The following is a 25,886-nucleotide window of genomic DNA, read 5'->3' as shown; positions in this document are numbered from 1 at the left end:
AGCGCCCTGCGAAAGCACGGCGCTTTTTTTGTATCGGTGGTTTTTGAGCGAGGCCGCCGGAAGCGGCCTCCATGCTCAGTTCGCGTAGAACAGCAGCGGCACAAACGCCACCAGTACCAGCGAGATACCCATGGCAATCAGCGGCATGATGATGCGCTCATGGCGCTGGTAGAAAGTACCGCCTTCCTGCTGCGCCGCCAGCACTTCCGCTTCGCCCACCACCTGCCGGGTGAGCAGGTGATTCAGGGCCACCGGCGGGCTCAGGTAGCCCAGCTCGAACGCCACCAGGGTCACCATCCAGAAATGCACGGGATGAATACCACTGGAGTAGGCAATGGTTGCCACCGTGGCGGTCACCAGGATCACGGCACCGAAGGCATCCATGATCATGCCCAGAATCACCAGGATCACCACCATCAGCAACATGGCAGACCAGGCACTGTCGAACGCCTGCGGGAAGGCTTCCATGATATGGGAGCGTTCGATAACCCCGCCAATACTCACGGACAGCCCCAGTAACAACAACAGGGCACCGATTTCGGCGGTGGTGTCGTTGGTCGCGCTACGAACACTGGTTTCCAGGCCCTGATAATCCGTGTCGCCGGCCGTATCGTCCTGCCGGCGTTTGCGACTGAAGTGCTCGTACACCAGGATGGCCAGCATGATTACCGGCAGCAGGCGTGGTGCGGAGAATTCATCCATCTTTACATCCAGTGCCAGGCGATAGAACAGCACCACGGCAATGATCACCAGCACATAGGGTACCAGCGGCCGCAAGGCCAGCACCGAGGCCGGCATGGCATCGGTCACCGGGGCCAGGTTGAACTGGCTCTGGCGGTTCACCGTAACCGCCACCAGGCTGAACATGGTCGCCGTCAGCACAAACACCCAGATGCCCCAGCCGAAGAGTTCGTCGGTGGTCACTTCCCGGTTCAGGTAGGCAATCACCACCACCAGCAGGCACGGGCGCAGCACCACACCCAGGGAGCCGGACATCGCCGTGGCTGCCAGCGCCAGGTGTCGCCGGGCACCGGCCGCCCGCAGCTCGCTGTAGATCACCGCCCCGGCGGCGATCACGAAAATGCCCGAGGCGCCGGTATAGGCCGTGGGCACTGCTGCCACCAGCACGGCAACGACTGCCAGCAGCTCCGGCGGCATGCGCCAGGGCCGGAACACGTTGAACACCAGTGTCGCCAGCCGGGTCTGCTTGAGCATCATGCCCACCCAAACGTACAACCCCACGTTCAGGAACATGTCGGCCAGCTCCATCATCTTGCCCAGGTAAATACCGATGCCCGAGGAGTGGCCAATCATCGCGAAATAAGTGCCGGAAATCAGGCACATCACTGTGTAGAGCGGTACCGACAGGAAGGCCTGGCCCAGGCTGCCGCCGGCGGACAGGCCATCCGGCACCCGGAACAGACGGTACAGGCTGGCCAGGGTGAGACAGCCGAAGCCGATGATCCAGAAGTTGTGCAGCAACAACTCCTCGCCCGACACTGCGGTACTGCTGGCCAGGGTGGATTGCCGGAAAATCAGGCTGGAACCCAGCAACATGGCATTGGCGATGGTTTGCAGGGTCAGGGAGACGGTGTAGTCGAGGCGGGTTTCCATGGCCCGCATGGCAATATGGTGGCGGGTCAGGGTTGCGGTGACGGCACAGAGCATCACCAGGATCACCAGTATGTAGCGCTGGGCACTGAGCCCGAAGGCAATCAGGTCGGCCACGAACAGCTCAACGGCGCGGTAGGCCTTTACCCCGGCAGTCAGCTGGCCCTGCAAGGACTCATAGCTGGCGTGGGCCGAGCGGCAATCCGCTACCGAACGCTCAATCGCCAGGCGCACATCGGCCGGGTCTTTTTCTACGGTGCCCAGCAGGGCGGCCATGGGATCATCCGCCGGAGCTTCCCTGGCCATTTCCTCGGCCACCGCGGCCTCGATATCCCGGTTGGCATCACACTCCGGCTTGGCCGGATCCATCCGGAGCTTGTAGTAGCCGCTCCAGAGCTGCTCCCCGCCCCGGAGCATCTGGTTGTGAATATCACTGCTGGTGGAGAACAGCACCACTGCCAGCAGCAACAGGCAAGCCGGCAAGGAGGAAAACCATTCCAGCCCGGTACGACGAAAACCACTCGGGGCCATAACTACCTACTCCGGGAATTGGGGGTTACAACAGATCATCCAGATCCATGGTTTCGGTCGGCGCCTGCTGGTCATCCCAGAAGCTGCCGAACTGCCCCATCGGGGTGCGGTGGCCGGTATTTTCTACCCAGAGCCGGTCAGACATAGCCACCAGCATGTTGGTGGCCATGGCATCGACAAAGCGCCACTCTTCGTTGGCGTCGTCGTTTTTCAGGGACTCGGCGTGGTCACGGATAACCGCCTTCACCAGGGCTTCGTCGCCCTTGTTGCCCGCGGCAATGGCCTGGAACACGTGGCCAAGGCGCACACCGGCCTGCTTGCCCTGTTCGCTGGCAATGGCCAGGCGCTCCAGCGGAACTTCACCCTCGGGCCTGGTCCCGGGAATCATGGCCCAGACAGTTGCCCTCAGGCCCATGGGGGCACCCCACCACTTCTTGTTATCCAGGCACTGGGTAGCCCGCCCCACCACAGAGCCGGTGTTGAAGGGCACGCCGATGGAAGAGGTAGCCTGGATCTGGGCATTCAGGGCCTGCAGTCCGGACAGCAAGCCAGCCATGTAGATGAATTCGTCCATGTCATCGTCAAAATCCGGGCACTCGGTTTCTTCCGGGTTTCCATAGTAGGCGTTGTGGTGCTGCCAGGCCCGGTGATAGCGCTTGGCCGCGAGGGTATGGGCGCGCTTCTGGCGGATAAAGGCATCTTCAGCGGCCGTTCCATCCATGCCGTGCATGGCCGCAAGGCCTGCCAGCTCATGTTCCATGGCCTGCTCTTCGGCGCAGCTGCCGGACGACAGATACAGCATCACCGCCAGCTGGTCCGGCTCGCTGGTCACCCGGCCGAACGACATCAGCAACGGTGCCGTGGCCTCACTCATGGCACAGCCCATGGCCAGGTCTTCAGATTCCATCAGGTAGGGCACGGTATGGTTCCGGGAAAACCCCTGCATTACATCGCCGGTGGTCTTGTAGATCATGTGGTTAACCACGCCACAGCCACTCAGGGCGACGCTGGCCGCAACCGCTGCAGCAAAGCCGCGCAGGCCTTTGCCACAGGCCAGGGAGGTCCGGAAGTCTTTCATAACATTCGTGTCCTTTTTTATTTTTTCGAACATATCGTTACACGCCGGGGTTTGCACATTGGCCCCGAAGCCACTATAGATTGCTTCAACCGCCGGCACGGTCGGCGGTCTGGAGCAAAAAACAAAAAACAACAAACAGAACCAAGAACAGGAGTTTTCAATGCGTAAACCTGAACTAACTGCCGCGATTGCCGACCAGACCGGCCTTACCCGCGAAAAAGCCAGCGACGTTATCAGTGCCTTTACCAGCCAGATTTCTGCCGCCACAGCCAAGGGTGACGACGTTACCCTGATCGGCTTCGGCACTTTCAATGTCCGCAAGCGGGAAGCCCGCACCGGCCGCAACCCGCAGACCGGGGCCAGCATTGAAATTCCGGCCAGCAAGACCGTTGGCTTCAAGGCCGGCAAGGCCCTGAAAGACGCCATCCGCTGACCGGCAAGGCCCGCAGCTATGCGGGCCTGTTACCTTCCATGCCCTGGCTGATCAGGACGCACATTCCGAACGGGCACCGTCTACCCGGCACCGGATCGCCTTCATCAGCTTGATCGCACGCTCGTCATACACTCCGTCTTCCAGCAGCGACAAGCGAACCTGGCGCAGCATCTTGTCGTACTCCGCTACGTCTTTTGCCGGCGGGTGCATCCACACGTTATCCGGAATGCCAGACTCGGCTTCGGCGATAATCGCGTAGGCTTCATCCAGCCGCTTGATGGCCTGGTCCCGCACCATCTGGCCCGCTTCATCCGGGAACCGGTCCCGGTGGATGATCACCTGGAAGTTCATATACGCCAGCGCATACTTGAAGACGCCGCCCTTTTCACCCACGCCCTTGTACAGTTCCAGGGGCTGGTAAGCCACGGCCGGGGCATAGGCCAGGTCGACGCTGCCGTTATTGAATTTGCCGGCAAAGTTGGCGGAGTTCGAGCCCACCACGGAAGCACCTACGTGGCGCACCATGCGCACAGACGCGGAGTCATAGTCCAGGGTGGCGATGCGCTTGCCCTGCAGCTTCTCTACCGAATCGACGTTGCGGTCACGGGTGTGCAGGTAAATGGCACCACCGGGGAACACGCCGGCCACTTCGTAGGGACCATCAATCAGGAAGGGGCGCGCCTTGGGCTGGCTCAGGGTGTTGTACAGCAGGCGCATTTCCTCTTCGCCCGGCACGGCACCCATAGCTTCAAGGCTGCCGGTGAACTTGTTGAACTCCCGGGCGCGGGTGCCGGTGAGCAGCACGGCATCGCACTGGCCGGCTTTGAAATCCTCGGCCGCTACCTTTTCGTCGGTGTAGGCGCTCAGGTCAAGCTTGATGCCCTGTTGCAGGGCAACCGGCTGAAACTCCTTGGTAATGGCAAACAGGGGGCCATTGGCACCCACCGGGTCAAACACACAGAAACTGCGTTCGATAATCTCGGACTGGGCATGGGCCAGGGCGGGCACAACAAGGCTGGCGCTCAGGGCAGCAGCCGCCACCACCCGGCGGGAAAGACTGGATAACTTCACGGGTTCACTCCTGATTATTATTCTCTGGCGCGCGCTGCAGTCAGGCAGCCGCAGCTCGTGTCCTGGGACAACCATAAGGGGTCACCCCATAGGATACGTTGGCTCGGGTGCCTGTTATCAAGGGTTTTTCAGCAACAGGAAGGATTCTGTGACAGTGTCGACAGAGGCCGGACAACCTCTGCCGCACTTTCAGGACAGGCGGGTCAGGCCGGGTCGGCCCAGGCCGTTCTTCCGGCCACCAGCGTGAGCCGGACCCGGCCAGGCAATTCGCGGTCCAGTACCGGCGCGTGCCGGCCGGCGGAGACCAGGGTTTGCACTGACGGCTGCCAGGACTGCTCCGGCGCGAACACGCACAGGTCTGCCGCCTCACCTTCCGCCAGCCGCGCGGTTCGACCCAGCACCGAGGCCGGGCCGGCGGTCAGTGCGTTCAGCAGCCGGGCGCGCTCCAGCTCGCCCCGAGCGACCAGTTCCAGGCCCAGCGACAGCACGCTTTCGATGCTGGACAGTCCCGGCTCGGTAGCCGGCAGCGGTGCCTGCTTGGCAGCGCTGTCGTGGGGCTGGTGCTGGCTGACAATGGCATCTATCACACCCTCCCGAACACCGGCTACCAGCGCCTGCCGGTCAGCTTCGGAGCGCAGCGGCGGGCGCACGTGGAAACGGCTGTCAAAACCGGCCAGGGCCTCTTCAGTGAAACACAACTGGTGCATGGCCACGTCGGCCGTGACCTGAATCCCGCGCTTGCGGGCATCCGCCAGCATTTGCACACTCCGGCCCGAGGACAGCTGGCTCAGGTGCAGTTTCACACCGGTTTCTTCCGCCAGCAGCAGCATTTCCATCACCGCCGCGGTTTCCGCCACTTCCGGAATACCCAACAGACCCAGGCGGGTAGCCACCTGGCCATCGTGGGAATAACCGTCAGCCGCCAGGGCCTGGTTTTCCGGGCTGAACATCACGGTCAGGCCGAAGGTCTGGGCGTAGGCCATGCAGCGGCGCAAAATCCGGGCATTACGCACGCCCCGGGAACCATTGCCCACCGCCACGCAACCGGCATTCTTCAGGCCCGCCATGTCGCTTAGCAATTCACCTTCCAGCCCTCGGGTGATGGCACCGACCGGCAGCACGCGCACCGAGCCCCGGGAGTCTGCGCCTTCGCGGATCAGGTGGGTTACTGCACTGGAGTCGTTAACCGGCGAGGTTTCCGGCGAAGCACACACGGTGGTGAAGCCACCATGGGCCGCGGCCCGGGTTTCCGAGGCGATGTTGCCCTTCTGGCCGTTGCCCGGCTCCCGCAGGTTGCAGCACAGATCAATAAAGCCCGGCGTGATTACGCAGCCACTGGCATCAAACTCCCGGTCCGCGCTGGCACTTACCGCAGCGCTGCCGAGGGCCTCGATCCTGCCATTGCGAATCAGCAGGCCGGGGTTGTCGGTTTCGGTGCCGGAACCGTCGAACAGGGTGCCACCGGTAATTTTCAGACTGTCATTCTGCTGGTGGCTCATGCCCGGGCTCCCTCGTGATCACTGTGTTTCTGCTGCCGTTCGGCCACCTGGCCGCCCATGGCCATGGACATCACTGCCATGCGGATGGCGATACCGTTGGTCACCTGGTTGAGGATGACCGATTGCGGGCCGTCGGCCACCGCTGATTCAATCTCGACGCCCCGGTTGATGGGCCCCGGGTGCATCACAATGCAGTCCGGCTTTGCCAGTGCAAGCTTGTCCTGGTTCAGTCCGTACAGCCGGTAGAACTCCCGCTCGCTGGGCAGCAATGCCCCTTCCATACGTTCTTTCTGCAGCCGCAGCATGATCACCACATCCAGGTCCTGCATGCCCCGGGCCATGTCGTATTCCACGGTGCAGCCCAGGTCTTCCACGTCTCTGGGCAGCAGGGTGCCCGGTGCAATCACCCGCACTTCCCCGGCGCCCAGTACGTTCAGGGCACGGATCTGGGAACGGGCCACCCGGGAGTGCAGCACATCGCCAACGATGGCCACTTTCAGGCCTTCGAAGCTGCCCTTGTGCTGGCGAATGGTCAGCATGTCGAGCATGGCCTGGGTCGGATGGGCATGGCGGCCGTCGCCGGCGTTGATGATGGCCACGCCCGGGGTCACGCTTTCGGCAATAAAGTGCGGCGCGCCGCTCTGGGAATGGCGCACCACAAACATGTCGCTGGCCATGGCTTCCAGGTTGAGCAGGGTGTCAGACAGGGACTCGCCCTTGGAGGTGGCGGAGGTATTGATATCCAGGTTCAGCACGTCGGCGGACAACCGCTTGGCCGCCAGCTCGAAGGTGCTGCGGGTGCGGGTACTGGATTCGAAAAACAGGTTAACCACCGTGCGGCCCCGCAGCAGGGGTACTTTCTTGATCCGCCGCTCGCCTACTTCGATGAACGAGTCGGCGGTGTCGAGGATGTCCGTAAGCAGTTCGCGGCCCAGGCCATCCAGGGTGAGGAAATGCCGCAACTGACCGTCCCGGGTCAGCTGCAAGTGGTTCGGGGAGGGGTCGTTCGCGGTCATGGCTCGCCTGTTGTCTGGTGGGGAGTATTACTGCCCGGTTTCCTGGAATTCAATGCGCAGCGGATCAGGGCCGCGCAGTTTTACTCGCTGATGGGCGTCCAGCGCAAGTGCCTTGCCGGTGACATCCGGCTGCACCGGCAATTCCCGGGCGCCCAGGTCAATCAGTGTGGCCAGTATGATACTTGCCGGACGGCCGTAATCGAAGATCTCGTTCATGGCTGCCCGGATCGTGCGGCCACTCATGATCACGTCATCAATCAGGATGATGTCGCGGCCTTCGGTATCGAAAGGCAGGCTGGAAGGCGCTACCCTGGGGTTCAGGCCAATGCGACTGAAATCGTCCCGGTAGAAGGAAATATCCAGCTCGCCGTAGGGCTCGGCCAGGCCCAGGCGCTTGCTCATCACATCCGCCAGCCACACGCCGCCGGTACGGATGCCGATCAGCGCCGGGTTGTCGACGCCACGCTCTGCCAGAATCCGGCGCAGGCCGTTTTCCAGTTCATCCAGCAGCTGGTTGATATCAAGCAATGCGGTCATTGATGCCTCGTCAGTCAGGTTTGCCGGTCTGCTCCCGGCACCAGGTTTCCAGAATCAGTACGGCGGCCCGGTCGTCCACGCCGTGGCGGCCGAAATCCCGGCTACCGCCGGCGGCCATCACATCACCCTTGGCTTCGAAACTGGTCAGCCGCTCATCGACCATCTCTACCGGCACATGGTAGCGGCCGTGCAGGCGCTTGCCGAACTTGCGGGCCCGGGCACACATGTCGTTCTCGGTGTCGTCCATATTCAAAGGCAGGCCCACCACCACGATATCCGGCTGCCATTCCGCCAGCAGTTTCTCGACCTGCTGCCAGTCCGGAATGCCGTCACGGGCCGGGATCATGGCCAGCGGCTGGCCGGTGCCAAGCAGCTCCTGGCCGCTTGCCACACCAATGCGGCGGGTGCCGAAGTCAAACGCCAGGATTCTGCGGTTACCGGTATCAGGCATGGCCCACCGAATCGCTGAGCTGGTTCAGGTCTATGCCGATCAGTTTCAACACCGCCTCGTAACGTTTTTCCACCGGGGTGCGGAACAGGATGTCGGTGCTGGCCGGGCAGGTCAGCCAGGCATTGCTGCCCAGCTCTTCCTCCAGCTGGCCTTCACCCCAGCCGGAATAACCCAGCGCTACCAGAAACTCTTCCGGCCCTTCGTTGCGGCCGATGCCTTCCAGGATGTCCCGGGAGGTGGTCAGCAGTACGTCGTCCGTCACCGTGGCGGTGTTCTGCCAGTGCTGCCCGGGAGAGTGCAGTACAAAGCCTCGCTCCGGCTGCACCGGGCCACCGGTAAATACCGGCAGGTCCAGCTCGCCACCGTGCATATCGAGCTGTTCAAGGATTTCACCCAGGTGAATGCCCAAGGGCTGGTTGATCATCAACCCGAGCGCACCCTCGGAGGAATGCTCGCACAGGTAGATCACGCCCCCGTGAAAATTGGGATCGGCCAGCCACGGCGATGCCACCAGGAAATGGTGCCGCAGACTTGCCTTGGTTTCCGTGCCGGTTGTCATCCGGATGTCAGCCCCCGCCTCTGGAACGACCAGGTTCGTATGATTTCCAGTTCGTCGACCTGCTCGCGCATGTCTTCCGGGAAGGGTGCAAACGGCGCTGCCATGCGCACAATCCGGATGGCTGCATCATCGAGTACCGTGCTGCCGGACGACTGGAGAATCGCCACTTGCTTGATTGTGCCATCTTTGCGCAGAGAAACCAGCATCCGCAGGTCACCATAAAGGCCGGAACGGCGCGCTTCGTTGGGATAGTTCATGTTGCCGACCCGGGTCACCTTGCTGACCCAGTTCTGCACGTACCAGGCGTTATCCGACTTGAGCGTGGACGCCGCAGTTACCCGCATGACCCTGGGGCGCCGGGCATAGGCCTGCTGCTGGGCGTCGAAGCGGGCTTCCAGGCTGGCAATTTCCAGGCTGCGCTCCATCAGGCTTTTGCGCTCGGCCCGGGGCAGCGGCCCCGGATCTTCCCGGGTTTCCGGCTGCCGGACCTGCTGGCGGGCCTTGCTTTCAGTCTGCACCACGGCCCGCTCTTCCTGCGGATTGGGCTCTGCCGTGGTTGCCGGCTCCGGCTGGATTTCGGCTACATCGGGCTGGCTGACTTCCGCCGGCTGCGGCGAGGTCATTTCCATGGCCTGCTCTTCGGTACCACTGCCCTTCTGACTGGTCTGGGCCAGGAAGTCGGCCTTGTCCGGCGCTTCCTCGTCGTCAAACTGCGGCAGGGTGATTTCCATGGTCTGGGCAGAGCTGCGGGGCGGTTCCGGGGCGAAGGTAATGCCCAGCACGACGATGGCGTGAACCGCCAGCGCCATGAACAGGGTGAAGGAAAACCGGTCGAAATCGCTTACCTGAACTGCCATTACCTATCCTGATTCTGTGCCCGCATTACCGGTGCTGTTCAGCCCTGTGACAACCGGCGCTCCACGGCGTCCAGCAACATACCGGCAATATCGATGCCGAAGGCAGCGTCCAGTTCCCGGATGCAGGTGGGGCTGGTTACGTTGATTTCGGTGAGGTAGTCGCCAATCACATCCAGGCCCACAAACATCAGGCCCTTGGCCTTGATCACCGGTGCCACCCGGGCACAGATTTCACGATCCCTGGCGGTCAGTTCACGGCCCTCACCCCGGCCGCCGGCGGCCAGGTTGCCGCGATTCTCGCCTTGAGAAGGAATGCGCGCAAGGGCGTAGGGCACCGGCTCGCCGTCAATCAGCAGGATGCGCTTGTCACCGTCGGTGATTTCCGGAATGAATTTCTGGGCCATGGCCTGGTGCGCGCCATAGTTGGTCAGGGTTTCGATGATCACACCCAGGTTGGCGTCGTTTTCTTTAACGCGGAAGATCGAGCGACCACCCATGCCGTCTACCGGCTTCATGATGATGTCGCCGTGCTCGGCATAGAAATCCCGGAAACGCTGGGAGGAGCGGGTCACGATCAGCGGCGGTGTCAGGTCTTCAAACTGGGTGGCAAACAGCTTCTCGTTGCAATCCCGCAACGTGGCGGCCGGATTGACCACCAGGGCACCCTGCTGTTCCGCCGCTTCCAGTATATAGGTGGCCATCAGGAACTCCCTGTCGACCGGGGGATCCTTGCGCATCAGGATCACATCCAGGTCGCCCAGTGCCGTGTCTTCAGCGGCACCGTAGCTGAACCAGTTTTCCGGGTCGTTATGCACCGTCAGCTTGCGGGTATGGGCACGGGCCTGGCCACCGGCCAGGTACATATCCGGCAATTCCATGTACTCGATTTCCCAGCCCCGTTTCTGGGCCGCCAGCAACATGGCCAGTGAGCTGTCTTTCTTGAAATGGATATCCTCGATCGGATCCATCACGATCCCGAGCCGGATTGTCATAGAGTCTCCTGGAAAGTCGGTTGGGGAGCGGGAAGTTGCTCCGTCAAAAACACGAACCGGTATACAGAGCAAACCGGTGCAAGGTGCTATGCTGAAACCCTAGATGGTATTGTACCCGAGCCATAAATGCATCCGGATAAATCGCCACATCAATCCGTGACGCAGCGGGCAGAAGTACATTTGGTCACAAACTAATGCTTTTTATCCGGCCATCGATATTCTATAAATGTGCGGGGTTTATAGATCAACCTTAATGTTTGTGTTAAAACCCCGTTCGAAAATAACGACAGTCGCTAGAGCGCAAGGCAGTTGGACAATGGATGACAACTTCGAGAACTTGAAGATCATGGTGATCGACGACAGCAAGACCATTCGTCGCACCGCAGAAACCCTTCTGAAAAAAGTCGGTTGTGAGGTCATCACTGCCACTGACGGCTTTGACGCTCTGGCCAAGATTGCCGATTCCCAGCCGGACATCATCTTTGTTGACATCATGATGCCCCGCCTGGACGGCTACCAGACCTGCGCACTGATCAAGAACAATTCCTCTTTCAAGAAGACGCCGGTAATCATGCTTTCGAGCAAGGACGGCCTGTTCGACAAGGCTAAAGGCCGCATCGTAGGCTCCGACCAGTATCTGACCAAACCCTTCAGCAAGGATGAGCTGCTCAACACCATCCGCCACTACATGCCGCAGGCGGAACAGTAAAACCTGCTGAACCCCCAGAACCATCGAGGAAACCATGGCCCGCATTCTGATTGTTGACGATTCGCCAACCGAAGTTAAGAAAATCTCCACCATCCTGGAAAAGCACAAGCACGAAGTGCTGACCGCCGACAACGGCGCCGACGGCGTAGCCAAGGCCCGCGCGGAAACTCCGGACCTGGTGCTGATGGACGTGGTCATGCCCGGCCTGAACGGCTTCCAGGCGACACGCCAGCTGACCCGCGCACCGGAAACCGCATCTATTCCGGTTGTGATCGTAACCACCAAGGATCAGGAAACTGACCGGGTGTGGGGAACCCGCCAGGGTGCCAAGGGTTACCTGGTCAAGCCAGTTAACGAAGACGACCTGATCAAGACAATCAACAGCCTGATTGCCTGATCCCTGACTTTGGAGTTCGCATGTCCGCCCAGGCCGCCCCTTTTGCTGTTCTGACGGATATCGCCCGGCGCAGCCGTTCCATGGCGGCCGGCCTGCCGGAGCAGGAAGAAGCCGTTGAACTGTGGAACGGTATCGGCTTCATCCTGGCCGGCGAGCACTACGTTGCCCCGATGGGGGAAGTCACAGAAATCCTGCACGTGCCCCGGTTTACCCACATTCCGGGCGTCCGCCCGTTCCTGCTGGGTGCCGCCAACGTCCGGGGCCGGTTACTGCCGCTGGTTGACCTTGCCAACTTCTTCGACATCCCCCGCTCTTCACGGAATGCCCGTGAACGGCGGGTGCTGGTGGTTGAGCAGGGCGATGTATTCAGCGGCCTGGTGGTCGACACCGTGCTGGGTATGCAGTATTTCGCAAAAGACAGTTTCAGGGCCAGCACCAGTGGTGTGCCCGAAAACGTTCAGCCGTTTGTGAACGGCGGCTACGAACGTAACGACGAAATCTGGAAAGTATTCTCTGCCGCCACCCTGGTGGAAGACGAACGCTTTCTTGATGTTGCACAGTGGTAAGGGTGATGGCACTGGCAGGCACATCACCCTGTCCATCTGAAGCCCGCTACACCAATATTGCCATTTCCAGAAGAAAGAGGCCGGGAGCCAGAAAATGAAAAACAGAGCCGGAAGACTCAGTACCGGACAGGGCGGCAACAAACTCGTTGCCGGCCTGATCGCAGCGCTGATTGCACTTACCGTCCTGCTCGTTGTGGTGCTGTTCATCATCAACAAGGACGGCCAGAACGATCAGCAATACATTGCCAACACTGCAGAAATGCGAGTGCTGTCCCAGGAGATTGCGAAGAACGCGACCGAGGCTGCCGGTGGTACCGCCGAAGCGTTCGACCAGTTGCGTCGCTCCCGGGACGAGTTCCAGCAACTCTGGACCAGTGTTACCGAAGGCAATCCGGAAACCGGCCTTCCGGCCAGTGAACTGGCACAACAGAGCGGTGTACAGCAGCACTGGAACAGTGTTCGCGAAAACGCCGACAGCATCCTGTCTACCCGGGAAGCGGTACTGGGCCTGCACGAAGTAGCCCGCACCCTGAACGAAACCATCCCGCAGCTGCAGGTGGAATACGACGATATCGTTCAGATCCTGCTGGATAACGGCGCACCCGCCGAGCAGATCTCCCTGGCCCAGCGCCAGTCCCTGCTGGCCGAGCGTATTGTCCGCTCCGTTAACAACGTACTGTCCGGTGACGAAGACGCCGTTATCGCCGCCGACCGTTTCGGCCGCGACGCCAGCCTGTTCGGCCGGGTACTCGAAGGCCAGCTCAACGGCAACCCGGCCATGGGCATCACCCGGGTCGCCGATGAAGACGCCATCTACGGCCTGGAAGCGGTTGACGAGCTGTTCGAATTCGTTTCCCAGAACGTTGACGCGATTCTTGAAGCCTCTCCCGACCTCTTCAAGGTTCGTACCGCTGCCAGCGACATCTTCCAGAACTCCGAAATCCTGCTGGCCGAGCTGTCGGTACTGGCTGACGGCTTTGGCTCCCAGTCCGGCTCCCGCCTGGTCAGCCCGACCCTGGCCTTCTTCATCCTGGCGGCCATGGTGGCCATTGTTGTGTTCATCGGCCTGGCCCTGTACCGCGATGCCCAGTCCCGACTGGCCACCACCCAGGAACAGAACGAGCAGAACCAGAACGCGATCCTGCGACTGCTGGACGAACTGGCCGACCTGGCCGATGGTGACCTGACCACCGAGGCCACGGTAACCGAGGACTTCACCGGTGCCATCGCCGACTCCATCAACTACGCGATCGACCAAATGCGCGGGCTGGTACAGGCCATCCGGGGTACTGCCGTACGGGTAGCCGGTGCGGCCCAGGAAACCCAGGCCACAGCCATGCACCTGGCGGATGCTTCCGAGCACCAGGCCCAGGAAATTGCCGGCGCCTCTGCCGCGGTTAACGAGATGGCGGTGTCCATCGACCAGGTATCTTCCAACGCTGCTGAATCTTCTGCGGTTGCGGAGCGGTCGGTTGCGATCGCCAAGAAAGGCGCGGAAGTGGTACAGAACACCATCCGCGGCATGGACAACATCCGGGAGCAGATCCAGGAGACCTCCAAGCGGATCAAGCGTCTGGGTGAATCCTCCCAGGAAATCGGTGACATCGTATCCCTGATCAACGACATCGCCGACCAGACCAACATCCTGTCCCTGAACGCAGCAATCCAGGCCTCCATGGCCGGTGATGCGGGCCGGGGCTTCGCGGTGGTTGCGGACGAAGTTCAGCGCCTTGCGGAACGTTCCTCTGCAGCAACCAAGCAGATTGAAGCGCTGGTTAAGACGATCCAGTCTGACACCAACGAAGCGGTTATCTCCATGGAACACACCACCGCCGAGGTGGTCCGTGGTGCCCGTCTGGCCCAGGACGCGGGTATCGCCCTCGAGGAAATCGAGAACGTATCCATGTCCCTGGCGGAGCTGATCCAGAACATCTCCAACGCGGCACGCCAGCAATCGTCCTCTGCGGCGCACATTTCCAACACGATGAACGTAATCCAGGAAATCACCTCGCAGACCTCCTCTGGTACCAACGCCACGGCGAAGTCTATCGGTAACCTGGCTGAAATGGCGTCCGAGCTGCGGTCCTCCGTTGCCGGTTTCACCCTGCCGGATGAAGACCAGGCCGACCAGGAACAAGAGCAGGACAACGATATCCCGGTGGTCAGCTGATCACCGGCCCGGGGCAGATAACGGTTTATGGCTCAGATGCATAACCAGCTGTCAGCCGCCGAAGGGATCTGGGCACTGCGCCGGCTTCCGGATATGGACGAGGCGCAGTTCAACCAGTGGCAGACCCTGCTGGAACACCGTACCGGCATGACCCTGACGGCCGACCGCCGCTCCTTCCTGGAAACCAACCTGGGAATCCGGATGCGGGAAATCGGCTGCAGCAGCTATCAGGCCTACTACGAGAAAATCGTATCCGGCCCGGATGCCATCAGGGAATGGGCCACACTGGTGGACCGCCTGACCGTGCAGGAAACCCGGTTTTTCCGGGATGCCGATGCCTTCAGGCTGGTGGCCGATTACGTACTGACCCGGCCCCGGGAGCAACTGAGAAAGCGTGCACTGGAAGCCTGGAGTGTGGGCTGCTCCACCGGCGAGGAGCCCTACACCCTCGCGATGATTCTGAACGAATGCATGAACCAGCTGGCTCTGCAGCCCCTGTTCGGGGTAACCGGTTCGGACATCAGCCAGCCGGCCATCGAGAAGGCCAGGCTGGGCCAGTACAGCGCCCGCAAGTTGCTGGGTATGGATGAAGACCTGAAAGCCAGGTACTTCCGCCCTGCCGAAAGGAACACCGTAGAAATCGTGAACAGCATCCGTGAACGGGTGTGTTTTACCAGGCTCAACGTAATGGATCTGGGCAAGGCACCCATGCACGGCATGAACATTATCTTCTGCCAGAACCTGCTGATTTATTTCCGCCGCTGGCGTCGGCGGGACATTGTGAAAAGGCTAGCAGAGCGTCTGGCACCGGGGGGCTTACTGGTGCTTGGCCAGGGTGAACTGACCGATTGGCAGCCACCGGGCCTGCAGAGGGTTCCCTCGGAACATGTACTGGCGTGGATCAAGCGCCAGCCCGACGAAGAATAACCGGAGTGGTTATGGGCAATCACCATGACAGTATCGCCCTCGACTGGGTTCGGGGCGAAATACAGGACACGCTGACTCAAGGCCAGCATGCACTGGAAGCGTACGTCGAGAATCGCGACGACACCGCACGCCTGCGCTTCTGCCTGAACTACCTCCACCAGGTACACGGTACCCTGCAAATGGTGGAACTCTACGGTGCAGCCCTGCTCACCGAAGAGATGGAGAAACTGACCCAGGCCATTCTGAACGAATCCGTCACCAGCGTTGACGATGCCGTTGAAGTACTGATGCAGGCCATCCTGCAGCTGCCGCAATACCTGGAACACCTGGACAGCAGCCAGGACGATTTCCCGATGGTGCTGCTGCCCCTGCTGAACGACCTCCGGGCTGCCCGTGGCGATTCACTGCTGTCTGATACCTCACTGTTCAAGCCTGACCTGACCCCCTCACAGCTGCAGGTCAGCGCCGCTGTTTCAGAACGCCTGCAGGATCCCAAGGTTCTCGGCCACCTGCGCAAACTGCGCCAGATGTACCAGTTTGCCCTGGCCGGCGTAGTGCGCGAGGAAAGTCTGTCTGCCCACTTCAACTACATGCAGAAGGTGCTCCAGCGCCTGATCCGCCTGTGCCAGAAAACCCCGAGGGGTGAGCTCTACAAAGCTGCCAGCGGCTTTATCGAAACACTCCAGGGCGGCGCCAACCCGGTCAACACTGCGGTCAAATCCCTGTTGCGGGAGCTGGACGCGGAAATCCGCAGGCTCACCGACGAACACAGCAGCATCCTGCAACAGCCGGTACCCGAAGCCCTGTTCAAGCACCTGCTGTACTACGTCGCCCGCGCCCGGGACCTGGACATGCCTCAGGTCAGCGCCCTGCGCCAGGCCTACCAGCTGGATGATGCCCTGCCGTCGGACAGCGATGTCGACGCCGCCCGCACCCGGGTTTCCGGCCCGGGCCGGGACGCCATCCATTCGGTGGTGAGTGCGCTGAACGAAGAACTGGCTCGCCTGAAAGACCAGCTGGACCTGTTTGTCCGGGCCGAGCTGCGCCAGAACGATGAACTGGAAGAACTGCTGCCGGGTATGCGCCAGGTAGCCAACACCCTGGCAGTGATCGGCCTGGGCATTCCGCGCAAAGTGGTTACTGACCAGATCGAACTGGTGGAAAAGCTCAGCACCCAGAGCGACACCGTTGACGACGGCACCCTGATGGATATCGCCGGTGCGCTGCTCTACGTCGAGGCCAGCCTGGCCGGACTGGACAGCGATCGCCACGAACCGGCAGCCACCGGCGACAACGAATTCCACCTTGGCTCCCAGGAACTGGGCGAGGCTAACGAAGCGCTGATCCGGGAATCCCGCAACACCCTGGAACAGGTCAAATCCTCGATTGTGAACTTTATCGCTTCCCAGTGGGATACCCGGGAAGTGGAACACGTTCCTGAGTTGCTGCACAGCATCCGCGGCGGCCTGTCGCTGGTGCCGCTGGAGCGTGTCGCCGACATGCTGGCCTCCGCCGAACGCTACGTAACCGACGTTCTGCTCAACGGCAAACAGGTGCCGGACTGGAAACAGCTCGACACCCTGGCCGATGCGGTAACCAGCATTGAATACTACCTGGAGCGCCTGGCCGACGGCATCACCGAGAACGACGCTATCCTGCGCGTTGCCGAAGACAGCCTGGCCAGCCTGGGCTTCCCGGTCGGCCAGGAACCCACCTGGCAGCAAGCCGGAGAGGTACTCCAGCCGGACGAACTGCCGGTACTGGAGACCGGGGCGGCCGTCGAAGAGCCAGTCCAGGAAGCCAAGACCTCCGACCAGGACCTGGTTGACGACGAAATCCTCGGCATCTTCGTGGAAGAAGCCGAGGAAGTGCTGCAGACCATCCACGAGCATTACCCCCGTCTGCGCCAGAATTACGACGACCGGGATGCCCTGACCGAAGTGCGCCGGGCGTTCCACACCCTCAAGGGCAGTGGCCGCATGGTGGGAGCCACCTCCATTGGCGAGCTGGCCTGGTCTGTGGAAAACCTGCTGAACCGGGTGATCGACCAGACCCTCAAGCTCAATGACGACACCTTCGCCCTGGTCGACGAGGTCAACGCACGCATTCCGTCCCTGATCCAGGAATTCCGCCGGGGTGATTACACCGGCGATGTTGATGGCCTGATCAGCCGGGCCGAAGCCCTGGCCACCACCCGCCGCACCGAAACCGGCACCGCAGAAACGGAAGTGGCCGAAGCAACCGAGACCGTCACCGAGGCCCCCGCCGCGGTTCTGGAACCCGAAGCGGAACCGGAACTGGCCCAGCCGGAGAGCACTGGCGAAACAGAGGCGGATGCCGACGACCTGATCGACGACGAAATCCTCGAGATCTTCGTTGAAGAAGCCGGCGAAGTTCTGGATACCATTCGCGAATACCTGCCGATGCTGCTGCGCCAGCACGACGATCGCAGTGCCCTGACCGAAGTACGCCGGGCCTTCCACACCCTCAAAGGCAGCGGCCGCATGGTTGGCGCCAGTGTGATCGGCGAACTGGCCTGGTCTGTGGAAAACATGCTGAACCGGGTCATTGATGGCAGCATCTTCATGACCGAAGACGTGGCCAGCCTGCTGCAGGATGTCACCGATGCTGTACCCGGCCTGGTTTCCGACTTCGAGAACCGCCGCCCGGCAGCGTTGGATACCTCGGCCCTTGAAGCCCGCGCCAATGCCCTGGCCAACGGAGAGATCCCGGACGCCAGCACCATGCCGGCAGCCGACTCCGAATCACTGGCTGAACCTGAAACCGTTGGCGTCCAGGAAACCGACAGCGACGCTGAAGCCGCTGACTACGACGACGATGAAGACGCCGTTGATCCGATCCTGCTGGAAATTTTCGAGAACGAAACCGAAACCCACCTGCAGACCATCAACGACTACCTGGCAACCGCCGGCGACAAGGCCACCGTCAGCTACACCGACGATCTGTCCCGGGCCCTGCACACCCTCAAAGGCAGCGCGAACACGGCTGGCATTGCCCCCATCGCCGCCGTCATCACCCCGCTGGAACGCTTTGTTAAGGAATCCCGTGCCCAGAACAAGCGGGCAGACCGTGATGTACTGGAACTGATTGCCGATGCCAAGGAGTTCCTGACCCGCGGCCTGGCCCAGCTCCGGGATAACCCGCAGGCAGACCTCGAAGGTACCGAAGACTACCTGGCCCGCCTGGAGCAGGTGTACCAGCGTACCCTGCAGTCCTCTGACCCGGCCGATGAACTGCAACCGGACACCCGGGCACCGTCCCAGCTGGTACAGCTGTTCCTGAACGAGGGCCTGGACATTGTGCTGGATGCCGATAGCATCCTGGATGAATGGTCCCGCCACCCGGACCAGCGCCAGTCTGTGGAGACCCTGCAGAGAGAGCTGGAACAACTGGCTGCCGGCGCCGCAGAAGCCGGCCTGGTGGATGTTACCGAACTGGCCGCTGCGCTGAACCAGGCCTACAGCACGGTATCCGAAAAGCAGCTGGAGCCGGACGATACCTTCTTCGGCACCCTGCGCACCGGCCATGAGCAACTGATCAACCTGATGGACCAAGTCGCCGCCGGCCTGGCCACCGAGAGCAATGACAACCTGATCGACGAACTCTACGCCCTCGCGAACCGGGCAGACGAGAGCGAGCTGGAGCAGGAATTCGAGCAGCAGTTCTCCGGCGATCTCGACGAAATCGACCTGAGCCTGGAATTCGACGAACTCGGCCAGCCCGACGAGCAGCCGGAACCCGAGTCGCCTGGCGAAGGCTGGCTGAGCGAAGAACCTGCGTTCGAAACGGCAGCTGCCACCGACGAAGACAGCGAACTGGACGACGAGCTGGCTGCCATCTTCCTGGAAGAAGCGCGGGACCTGGTCGACAGCACCGCAACCTCGCTGCAGGCCTGGAGCGAAGACACCGGCAACCTGGATACCCTGCACCTGTTGCAGCGCGACCTTCACACCCTCAAGGGCGGCGCCCGCCTGGCCGGCATTGCGCCCGTCGGCGACCTGTCCCACGAACTGGAAACCCTGTTCGAAGGCCTGACCGAGCAGCGTTTTGCCGTCAGCGATTCGTTGTCTGACCTGCTGTTCCGGTGCCATGACCGGTTGGCCAACATGGTCGACACCCTGGAAGCCGGCAACCAGCCCGAAGCAGCCCCGGACCTGATTGCCGATATCCACGCCTGGATCGACGGCGCCCGGGATGGCGGAGCCAGCACCGAACCGGCAACCGACTTTGATGACGACATTCTGGCCCAGGCCGAAGCCGCGTTCGATGCGGACAGCGAAGAGGAAGCCACAGACAGCGCCGATGAGGATGCCCTGGCTAGCCTGTCGGACCTTGACCCGGAACTGACCGGCATCTTCCTGGAAGAAGCCTACGACCTGATCAACTCCACCGGCAGTGCCCTGCACACCTGGAGCGAAGATCCGTCGAACCAGGCCGTGGCCGCAGAACTGCAGCGCGATGTACACACCCTGAAGGGTGGCGCACGGATGGCCGGCGTCGACGCTATTGGCGACCTGACCCACGTTCTGGAAGACCTGTTCGAGAAGGTGGCCGAAGGCCAGCTGGCCGCCAGCAACGACATGACCGACCTGCTGTTTGCCTGCCATGACCGCCTGGCACAAATGGTGGAACAGGTTGCCACCCAGAAGCCCTGCCCGCCGGCCAACGACCTGGTTCAGCAGGTAGAAGCGATTCTCCGCGGTGAAACACCGGTACCGGCCAGCGAAGGGCAGGAACCGGCACAAGACCTTACCGAAGACACAGCGGATGACACCGGCTGGATGCCAGACACCGGGCTTGAGGCTGACGAAGACCTCACCGAAGCCTTCGAAGCCATGGGCGGTGACGACCTGGCCGGCATCTTCCTGGATGAAGGCCTGGAAATCCACGAAGCCATTACCGAGTGCCTGGACCAGTGGCGCGAAGATCCGGACGAACTGACCATTCTGACCCGCCTGCAGCAGGAGCTGCACACCCTCAAGGGTGGTGCCCGGTTGTCCGATATCGACCCGGTGGCCGACCTTGCCGAAGCCTGGTCTGACAGCCTCGAGCCCCTGCTCTCCGGCGGCAACAACCAACAGGCGTTGCTGGCGCTCAGCGATCAGGGTGCCGCCAGCCTCAAGGGCATGCTCGACAGCCTGGAAGACGGCCATAAACCGGCCGCCGCCAGCGATCTGATTGAAGCCTTCCGCAGTATTCAGGCCGAACCGGCTGAACAGGGCGAACAAGCGACAGCCATGGCAGAACCGGCCGCTGACGAAGCCGATGCGGTTGACCCGGAAGTGCTGGAAATCTTCCTGGAAGAAGCCGGCGAGATCATGGACCAGCTCGAGCAGGTGCTCGATGACTGGCGCAAAGACCCGAACAACCACCAGTACAACCAGGAAGCCCAGCGGGCCCTGCATACCCTCAAAGGTGGCGCCCGCCTGTTCCAGCTGAGCATGCTGGGCGACAAGGCCCATGCCTTCGAGACCCGGTTGATCGACCTGGGCGGCAATGCACCGGGCGACAGCCAGTGGCAGGAGATCACCCAGGACCACGACGCCATCATCGAGCTGGTCTCCGACGTTCGCCGGCGCTTTGCCGACGGTAGCCCGGTGGTCCAGCCGGAGCAGCCCGCGGAAGACGCACCCGAACACGAGCAGCCCGAACCGCAGGCCGCCGAGCCGGAAACACCGGTGCCCGAAGCCCCGAAACCGCCAGCGCCCGCCAAGCCGGCCCAGGCTCCGGCCAAGGCCCGCAACAAAGCAGCGGAAGCCCAGCGTGCCGCCCAGGAAACCATCCGGGTATCGGCACCGTTGCTGGACGAGCTGGTTAACCTGGCCGGTGAAACCAGTATTACCCGCGGCCGCCTGGAACAGCAGACCAGCGACTTCGGCCACACCCTTGAGGAAATGGCCGCTACCATCGAGCGTCTGCGCGAACAGTTGCGACGGATGGATATCGAAACCGAAGCCCAGATCCTGTTCCGTGCCGAACAGGAACACGGCCCGGATTACGGCGACGACTTCGACCCGCTTGAAATGGACCGCTACTCCTCGATCCAGCAGCTGTCACGGGCACTGAGCGAATCGTCTTCTGACCTTGCAGACCTGCGTGAAACCCTGTCTGACCGGGTACGGGATACCGAAACCCTGCTGGTGCAGCAGTCCCGGATCAACACGGAACTCCAGGAAGGTCTGATGAAGACCCGGATGATTCCGTTTGCCTCCATGGTGCCGAGACTGCGCCGGATTGTGCGCCAGATCAGCAACGAACTGGGCAAGAAGGTCAACTTCGACGTGCGCAACGCCGAGGGCGAAATGGACCGCAACATCCTTGAGCGCATGATTGCGCCGCTGGAACACATGCTGCGGAACGCCCTCGACCACGGCATTGAAAGCCCCGAAGACCGGGCCCGTGCCGGCAAGCCGGAAACCGGTGAAGTCGTGCTCTCGCTGACCCGTGAAGGCGGCGACGTGGTACTGCGTATGATCGACGACGGCAAAGGCATTCCCGCCGAAGTGATCCGTGACAAGGCCATTCGCCAGGGCCTGCTGCGGGCCGACGAAGACCTTACCGAACGGGAAGTCCTGCAGTTCATCCTGCAGCCCGGCTTCTCTACCGCCCAGCAGGTGACCCAGATTTCCGGCCGAGGCGTGGGTATGGACGTGGTATCCAGCGAAATCAAACAGCTCGGCGGCAGCCTGGATATCGATTCGGCCCTGGGGCGTGGCACTACCTTCACTGTGCGCCTGCCATTCACGGTATCGGTTAACCGGGCCCTGATGGTCGCCACCGGCGAAGACTTCTACGCCATCCCGCTCAACACCATTGAAGGTATCGTGCGGGTCAGCACCTACGAGCTGGAAGAGTACTACAAGCCGGATGCACCGCTGTACGAATACGCCGGCCAGGAATATCGCCTGCAGTACCTGGGCAGCCTGCTGAACAGTGACCACCAGCCCAAGCTGCAAGGCCAGGCCCTGCCGCTGCCGGTGATCCTGGTGCGGGGTGCCGAGCAGCCACTGGCCCTGCAGGTTGACCACCTGATGGGCAGCCGGGAAATCGTGGTTAAGTCTCTCGGCCCGCAGTTCAGCTCGGTTCGTGGCGTGTCCGGTGCCACCATTCTGGGTGACGGTAACGTGGTGGTGATTCTAGACCTGCCGGCCATGCTCCGTTCCGACATCCTGTCTGAGCGCCAGCGCCTGGCTAACCTGGACAAGGCCCGCGAAGCCGGCCGCTACGAAGACCAGACCACCACGGTTATGGTGGTGGACGACTCGGTTACCGTACGGAAGGTTACTTCCCGACTGCTGGAACGCAACGGCATGGAGGTTATCCTCGCGAAGGACGGCCTGGATGCGGTGGCCCAGCTGCAGGACCATCGTCCGGACATTATCCTGCTGGATATCGAAATGCCCCGGATGGACGGTTTCGAAGTGGCCAGCTTTGTGCGCCACGACGAAAACCTGAAAGAGACGCCCATCTGTATGATTACCTCCCGGACCGGCGAGAAACACCGGGAACGGGCACTGGCCATCGGCGTCAACGAATATCTGGGCAAGCCGTTCCAGGAAGCCGAGCTGCTTGAAACCATCAAACGACTGACCGGGAACGGGTAATGACCGGCCATGACGGCCGGCCCGGCATCGGCATTGTGTCCGATGTGGTGTTGCAGCGGCACCGGTTGCAGGTGGCTGCCGGCAAGTTCGGCCTTGAGGTCAGCTTTTCCGGCGGCCCCGACCGCCTGATGGATTATCCGGGGTTTCCCGATGCCGCCCTGTGGCTGGTAACCCTGGAAGACGAAGCCGACCATCCGGCACTGTTCGAACACCTGCTGGAGCACACCGATGCCCCGGTTCTGTTCGGGATGGACCAGGCCCCAAAGCCCGGCACCAAGGACTATGTGCGCTGGGAAAGGCGGCTGCTCAACAAGCTGGAAAAGCAGCTGGGGCACCTGGAGAAACTGGACTCCGCCAACGACATCGAAGAGCTGGAAGTCCACGCCCGGCCATCACCCGAGGCACCACAACTGCCCCAGTGGATAACCCCGGCGGCTCCGGGTTCGGTAGCCGAGGAGATCTGGGTTCTGGGCGCTTCGCTGGGCGGTCCCGCTGCGGTGAAAACCTTTCTGGACCACCTGCCGGCCGGCCTGCCGGTCGGCTTTGTCTACGCCCAGCATATTGATGACAACTTTACCGGCGTGCTGACCCGGGTACTGGGCCGCCATGCCCACTACCAGCTGAAGCGGGCGGAGGAAGGCTACAAGGTTCGCAACGGCGATGTGGTACTGATGCCGGTAGAACAGGAGTGGTCGTTCGCAGACGACGGCAGCCTGACCGCCACCGGCAAGCCCTGGCCCGGCCCCTATGGCCCGTCTATCGACCAGGTGCTGCTGAACGTGGCTGACCACTTCCGCGAGCACTGCCACGCGATTCTGTTCTCCGGGATGGGCAACGACGGCGCCATCGCCGCACCGCTGCTGAAGAAACGGGGCAGCCGGATCTGGGTCCAGGACAGTGCCAGCTGTGGCAACAGTTCGATGCCCGAGTCTGTCGCTGCCACCGGCTGCACCAGCTTCTGCGGCACACCGGACCAGCTCGCCGGCGAACTGATCAAAACCATTGAGAACCATTGCCTGCTCAAGGGCCGGCAAAAACGGGATTCTGCCTGAGGACACACAATGAACGAAAACAGCCAAACGCTTCCCTGCGTCATGATCCCTGTCTACGACCGTCACTTGCTGCTGCCCAACGTATCCATCGCCGAGGTGGTGGATTTCAACAGCACAGACGCCGGCGCCAACACCCCGGACTGGCTGGTGGGTTTTCTGGACTGGCGCGGACTGACCTTGCCGGTCATATCCTACGATGCCGCCAATGGCGGATCGCTCACGGTTCCGGGCGATAACCGGGGCCGTATCATTGTGCTCAACACCATTGGCCCGGACCACAACAAGGCGCCGTTCATGGCCCTGGTGACCCAGGGCATTCCGAGCCAGGCCCGCCTGGATGAAAGCCAAGTGCGCAAGCTGGACGGAGAGCCCGGCCCCGCCGACCTGATGCTGGTAGACGTGGACGGCGAAGCTGCCTGGATTCCCAACCTGGAATACCTGGAATCCCTGGCGGTGCAGGCCCGGAACTGATTCCATCCCGGGCCATGGCAGCCGATCCTGCAAATGTTATAATGTTGCAAACTTTGCAGGACACGGACCATGCCCGAACGTGCGCTCCCCTACCGCCCCCACAACCATGATGCCTGCGTCAGCCATGCCCTGGCCGACGCCCGCACCATTTGCCGGCAACAGAATGCCCGCCTGACGGCCATCCGTGAGCGGGTGCTGGAACTGATCTGGCAGTCCCACAAACCGCTGGGCGCCTACGATATCCTGGCCCGGCTGGGCGAAGAGGGCCACAACGCCGCGCCACCGACCGTGTACCGGGCCCTGGATTTCCTGCAGCAGTACGGACTGGTACACAGGATTGCCTCCCTGAACGCCTTTATCGGCTGCCCCCATGCCGGCGAACACCATCGTGGCACCTTCCTGATCTGCCGCCAGTGCGGCAATGTGCTGGAACTGGATGCGCCGACGCTCAGCGAATCGATTGAAGCCGCAGCCCGGGCCGAAGGTTTCCGGCCCGACGACATCACCCTGGAAATTTCCGGCCTGTGCCCCCGCTGCCAGGGAGCAGAAGCCCATGACTGAGGCGCTGGCGAACCTGGAGGGCGTTACCGTTCAGTTTGATGACCGGCTGGTGGTCAACCGGGTCAGCCTGACCGTGCACCGGGGCGACATCATCACCATCATCGGCCCCAACGGAGCCGGCAAAACCACCCTGATCAAAACCGTACTCGGCCTGCAGCGGGCCACCAGCGGCAAGGTATCACGGGCCCCGGGGCTGGTAACCGGCTATGTGCCCCAGCACCTGACCCTGGAAGCCACCCTGCCCCTGAGCGTGCGCCGGTTCATGCTGCTCAGCGGCAAGCCGCTGGCAGAGTGCGAGGCGGCGCTGGCCCGGACCGGGGTAAGCCATTTGCTGGAGGCCTCGGTGCATCACCTGTCTGGCGGCGAAAAACAGCGCTTACTGCTGGCCCGCGCGCTGGTGCGCAAACCGGACCTGCTGGTGCTGGACGAACCCGCCCAGGGCGTGGACATCAACGGCCAGGCCGCACTGTACGAACTGATCCGGGAGCTGCGGGACGAACTGCACTGCGGCGTCATCATGATCTCCCACGATTTGCACCTGGTGATGGCTGCCACCGACAAGGTGATCTGCCTGAACCAGCACGTCTGCTGCAGCGGCTATCCGGCGGATATTTCCCACGATCCGGCCTTTATCGAAACCTTCGGCCACCAGGTGGCGGAATCGCTGGCGGTGTATCACCACCACCATAACCACCAACATAACCTGCACGGCGACGTTGTTGCCGGCACCGGCCATCAGGGAGCCTGTAACCATGAGCATCATTGATGCGGTG

The 25,886-nt window shown here is 61.9% G+C and carries 21 protein-coding genes; 11 read left to right on the top strand and 10 right to left on the bottom strand.

The window, feature by feature from the left end:
• Positions 1–75: 75 nt before the first annotated feature.
• Positions 76–2,142: a TRAP transporter large permease subunit gene (locus tag LWH94_RS08165; RefSeq protein ID WP_232901835.1), complete on the bottom strand. Its 2,067-nt coding sequence runs from the start codon at positions 2,140–2,142 to the stop codon at positions 76–78.
• Between the two features lie 25 nt (positions 2,143–2,167).
• The gene (locus tag LWH94_RS08160) at positions 2,168–3,220 is read right to left on the bottom strand and encodes a hypothetical protein (RefSeq protein ID WP_232901834.1); all 1,053 of its coding nucleotides are present in this window, start codon (positions 3,218–3,220) and stop codon (positions 2,168–2,170) included.
• 160 nt (positions 3,221–3,380) lie between these two features.
• Here LWH94_RS08160 and LWH94_RS08155 point away from each other — a divergent pair, with 160 nt between their 5' ends.
• Complete coding sequence (locus tag LWH94_RS08155) at positions 3,381–3,653, top strand: HU family DNA-binding protein (protein ID WP_232901833.1); 273 nt, start codon at positions 3,381–3,383, stop codon at positions 3,651–3,653.
• Positions 3,654–3,704: 51 nt separating this feature from the next.
• Here the strand turns inward: LWH94_RS08155 and LWH94_RS08150 are convergent, their stop codons facing one another.
• The 8 genes from LWH94_RS08150 to gshB form a co-directional block, all read right to left on the bottom strand.
• Positions 3,705–4,724 carry a putative solute-binding protein gene (locus tag LWH94_RS08150; protein WP_232901832.1) on the bottom strand — a complete coding sequence of 340 codons (1,020 nt, stop codon included), beginning with the start codon at positions 4,722–4,724 and terminating at the stop codon, positions 3,705–3,707.
• 203 nt (positions 4,725–4,927) lie between these two features.
• Positions 4,928–6,223, bottom strand: a complete 1,296-nt coding sequence (locus LWH94_RS08145; RefSeq protein WP_232901831.1) for a dihydroorotase — start codon at positions 6,221–6,223, stop codon at positions 4,928–4,930.
• Positions 6,220–7,239 (bottom strand): aspartate carbamoyltransferase catalytic subunit, encoded by a 1,020-nt coding sequence (locus LWH94_RS08140; protein WP_022990368.1) that lies wholly within the window; start codon positions 7,237–7,239, stop codon positions 6,220–6,222. The genes LWH94_RS08145 and LWH94_RS08140 overlap by 4 nt, the downstream gene beginning before the upstream one ends.
• Positions 7,240–7,266: 27 nt before the next feature.
• Positions 7,267–7,776: a bifunctional pyr operon transcriptional regulator/uracil phosphoribosyltransferase PyrR gene (gene pyrR / locus LWH94_RS08135; RefSeq protein ID WP_232901830.1), complete on the bottom strand. Its 510-nt coding sequence runs from the start codon at positions 7,774–7,776 to the stop codon at positions 7,267–7,269.
• A 10-nt stretch (positions 7,777–7,786) separates the two neighbouring features.
• Positions 7,787–8,227, bottom strand: a complete 441-nt coding sequence (gene ruvX, locus LWH94_RS08130; RefSeq protein WP_058342090.1) for a Holliday junction resolvase RuvX — start codon at positions 8,225–8,227, stop codon at positions 7,787–7,789.
• A complete protein-coding gene (locus LWH94_RS08125) occupies positions 8,220–8,786 on the bottom strand; it encodes a YqgE/AlgH family protein (RefSeq protein WP_022990365.1) in 567 nt (188 codons plus the stop codon). Before LWH94_RS08125 ends, ruvX begins: the two co-directional genes overlap by 8 nt.
• Complete coding sequence (locus LWH94_RS08120) at positions 8,783–9,643, bottom strand: energy transducer TonB (protein WP_232901829.1); 861 nt, start codon at positions 9,641–9,643, stop codon at positions 8,783–8,785. Before LWH94_RS08120 ends, LWH94_RS08125 begins: the two co-directional genes overlap by 4 nt.
• Positions 9,644–9,681: 38 nt before the next feature.
• Positions 9,682–10,635, bottom strand: a complete 954-nt coding sequence (gshB, locus tag LWH94_RS08115) for a glutathione synthase (RefSeq protein ID WP_199456155.1) — start codon at positions 10,633–10,635, stop codon at positions 9,682–9,684.
• A 316-nt stretch (positions 10,636–10,951) separates the two neighbouring features.
• On the opposite strand from gshB, the gene pilG reads away from it, so the two are divergent.
• From pilG to znuC, 10 genes are all read left to right on the top strand, one after another.
• Positions 10,952–11,344, top strand: coding sequence for a twitching motility response regulator PilG (pilG, locus tag LWH94_RS08110; RefSeq protein ID WP_022990362.1), 393 nt, complete (start codon positions 10,952–10,954; stop codon positions 11,342–11,344).
• 34 nt (positions 11,345–11,378) lie between these two features.
• Positions 11,379–11,741 carry a twitching motility response regulator PilH gene (gene pilH, locus LWH94_RS08105; RefSeq protein WP_011787171.1) on the top strand — a complete coding sequence of 121 codons (363 nt, stop codon included), beginning with the start codon at positions 11,379–11,381 and terminating at the stop codon, positions 11,739–11,741.
• A 20-nt stretch (positions 11,742–11,761) separates the two neighbouring features.
• Positions 11,762–12,307, top strand: coding sequence for a chemotaxis protein CheW (locus tag LWH94_RS08100; protein WP_058342093.1), 546 nt, complete (start codon positions 11,762–11,764; stop codon positions 12,305–12,307).
• A 94-nt stretch (positions 12,308–12,401) separates the two neighbouring features.
• On the top strand, positions 12,402–14,477 hold the full coding sequence (locus tag LWH94_RS08095) for a methyl-accepting chemotaxis protein (protein WP_094624838.1): 2,076 nt from the start codon (positions 12,402–12,404) through the stop codon (positions 14,475–14,477).
• A 27-nt stretch (positions 14,478–14,504) separates the two neighbouring features.
• Complete coding sequence (locus LWH94_RS08090) at positions 14,505–15,404, top strand: CheR family methyltransferase (protein ID WP_094624837.1); 900 nt, start codon at positions 14,505–14,507, stop codon at positions 15,402–15,404.
• Positions 15,405–15,415: 11 nt separating this feature from the next.
• A complete protein-coding gene (locus LWH94_RS08085) occupies positions 15,416–23,029 on the top strand; it encodes an Hpt domain-containing protein (protein WP_232901828.1) in 7,614 nt (2,537 codons plus the stop codon).
• Entirely contained in the window at positions 23,029–24,081 is a 1,053-nt protein-coding gene (locus LWH94_RS08080) for a chemotaxis protein CheB (protein ID WP_232901827.1), read from the top strand. The genes LWH94_RS08085 and LWH94_RS08080 overlap by 1 nt, the downstream gene beginning before the upstream one ends.
• 9 nt (positions 24,082–24,090) lie before the next feature.
• On the top strand, positions 24,091–24,552 hold the full coding sequence (locus LWH94_RS08075) for a chemotaxis protein CheW (protein ID WP_058342097.1): 462 nt from the start codon (positions 24,091–24,093) through the stop codon (positions 24,550–24,552).
• A 69-nt stretch (positions 24,553–24,621) separates the two neighbouring features.
• Positions 24,622–25,113 (top strand): Fur family transcriptional regulator, encoded by a 492-nt coding sequence (locus LWH94_RS08070; RefSeq protein WP_199456150.1) that lies wholly within the window; start codon positions 24,622–24,624, stop codon positions 25,111–25,113.
• Complete coding sequence (znuC, locus tag LWH94_RS08065; protein WP_022990354.1) at positions 25,106–25,879, top strand: zinc ABC transporter ATP-binding protein ZnuC; 774 nt, start codon at positions 25,106–25,108, stop codon at positions 25,877–25,879. Before LWH94_RS08070 ends, znuC begins: the two co-directional genes overlap by 8 nt.
• The last annotated feature ends 7 nt before the right edge of the window (positions 25,880–25,886 follow it).

The sequence above is a fragment of the Marinobacter sp. G11 genome (assembly GCF_021282325.1).
Taxonomy (GTDB): domain Bacteria; phylum Pseudomonadota; class Gammaproteobacteria; order Pseudomonadales; family Oleiphilaceae; genus Marinobacter; species Marinobacter vinifirmus.
Note: the sequence above shows the minus strand (reverse complement) of the source record. Positions and strands in the feature narration are given on the sequence as shown.

Coding starts and splice junctions, on each gene's coding strand:
- LWH94_RS08095 (WP_094624838.1), top strand. CDS start 12,402: ATGAAAAACAGAGCCGGAAGACTCAGTACCGGACAGGGCGGCAACAAA.
- LWH94_RS08155 (WP_232901833.1), top strand. CDS start 3,381: ATGCGTAAACCTGAACTAACTGCCGCGATTGCCGACCAGACCGGCCTT.
- pyrR (WP_232901830.1), bottom strand. CDS start 7,776: ATGACCGCATTGCTTGATATCAACCAGCTGCTGGATGAACTGGAAAAC.
- pilH (WP_011787171.1), top strand. CDS start 11,379: ATGGCCCGCATTCTGATTGTTGACGATTCGCCAACCGAAGTTAAGAAA.
- LWH94_RS08160 (WP_232901834.1), bottom strand. CDS start 3,220: ATGAAAGACTTCCGGACCTCCCTGGCCTGTGGCAAAGGCCTGCGCGGC.
- gshB (WP_199456155.1), bottom strand. CDS start 10,635: ATGACAATCCGGCTCGGGATCGTGATGGATCCGATCGAGGATATCCAT.
- znuC (WP_022990354.1), top strand. CDS start 25,106: ATGACTGAGGCGCTGGCGAACCTGGAGGGCGTTACCGTTCAGTTTGAT.
- LWH94_RS08125 (WP_022990365.1), bottom strand. CDS start 8,786: ATGACAACCGGCACGGAAACCAAGGCAAGTCTGCGGCACCATTTCCTG.
- LWH94_RS08140 (WP_022990368.1), bottom strand. CDS start 7,239: ATGACCGCGAACGACCCCTCCCCGAACCACTTGCAGCTGACCCGGGAC.
- LWH94_RS08090 (WP_094624837.1), top strand. CDS start 14,505: ATGGCTCAGATGCATAACCAGCTGTCAGCCGCCGAAGGGATCTGGGCA.
- LWH94_RS08080 (WP_232901827.1), top strand. CDS start 23,029: ATGACCGGCCATGACGGCCGGCCCGGCATCGGCATTGTGTCCGATGTG.
- LWH94_RS08145 (WP_232901831.1), bottom strand. CDS start 6,223: ATGAGCCACCAGCAGAATGACAGTCTGAAAATTACCGGTGGCACCCTG.
- LWH94_RS08070 (WP_199456150.1), top strand. CDS start 24,622: ATGCCCGAACGTGCGCTCCCCTACCGCCCCCACAACCATGATGCCTGC.
- LWH94_RS08085 (WP_232901828.1), top strand. CDS start 15,416: ATGGGCAATCACCATGACAGTATCGCCCTCGACTGGGTTCGGGGCGAA.
- ruvX (WP_058342090.1), bottom strand. CDS start 8,227: ATGCCTGATACCGGTAACCGCAGAATCCTGGCGTTTGACTTCGGCACC.
- LWH94_RS08100 (WP_058342093.1), top strand. CDS start 11,762: ATGTCCGCCCAGGCCGCCCCTTTTGCTGTTCTGACGGATATCGCCCGG.
- LWH94_RS08075 (WP_058342097.1), top strand. CDS start 24,091: ATGAACGAAAACAGCCAAACGCTTCCCTGCGTCATGATCCCTGTCTAC.
- LWH94_RS08120 (WP_232901829.1), bottom strand. CDS start 9,643: ATGGCAGTTCAGGTAAGCGATTTCGACCGGTTTTCCTTCACCCTGTTC.
- pilG (WP_022990362.1), top strand. CDS start 10,952: ATGGATGACAACTTCGAGAACTTGAAGATCATGGTGATCGACGACAGC.
- LWH94_RS08165 (WP_232901835.1), bottom strand. CDS start 2,142: ATGGCCCCGAGTGGTTTTCGTCGTACCGGGCTGGAATGGTTTTCCTCC.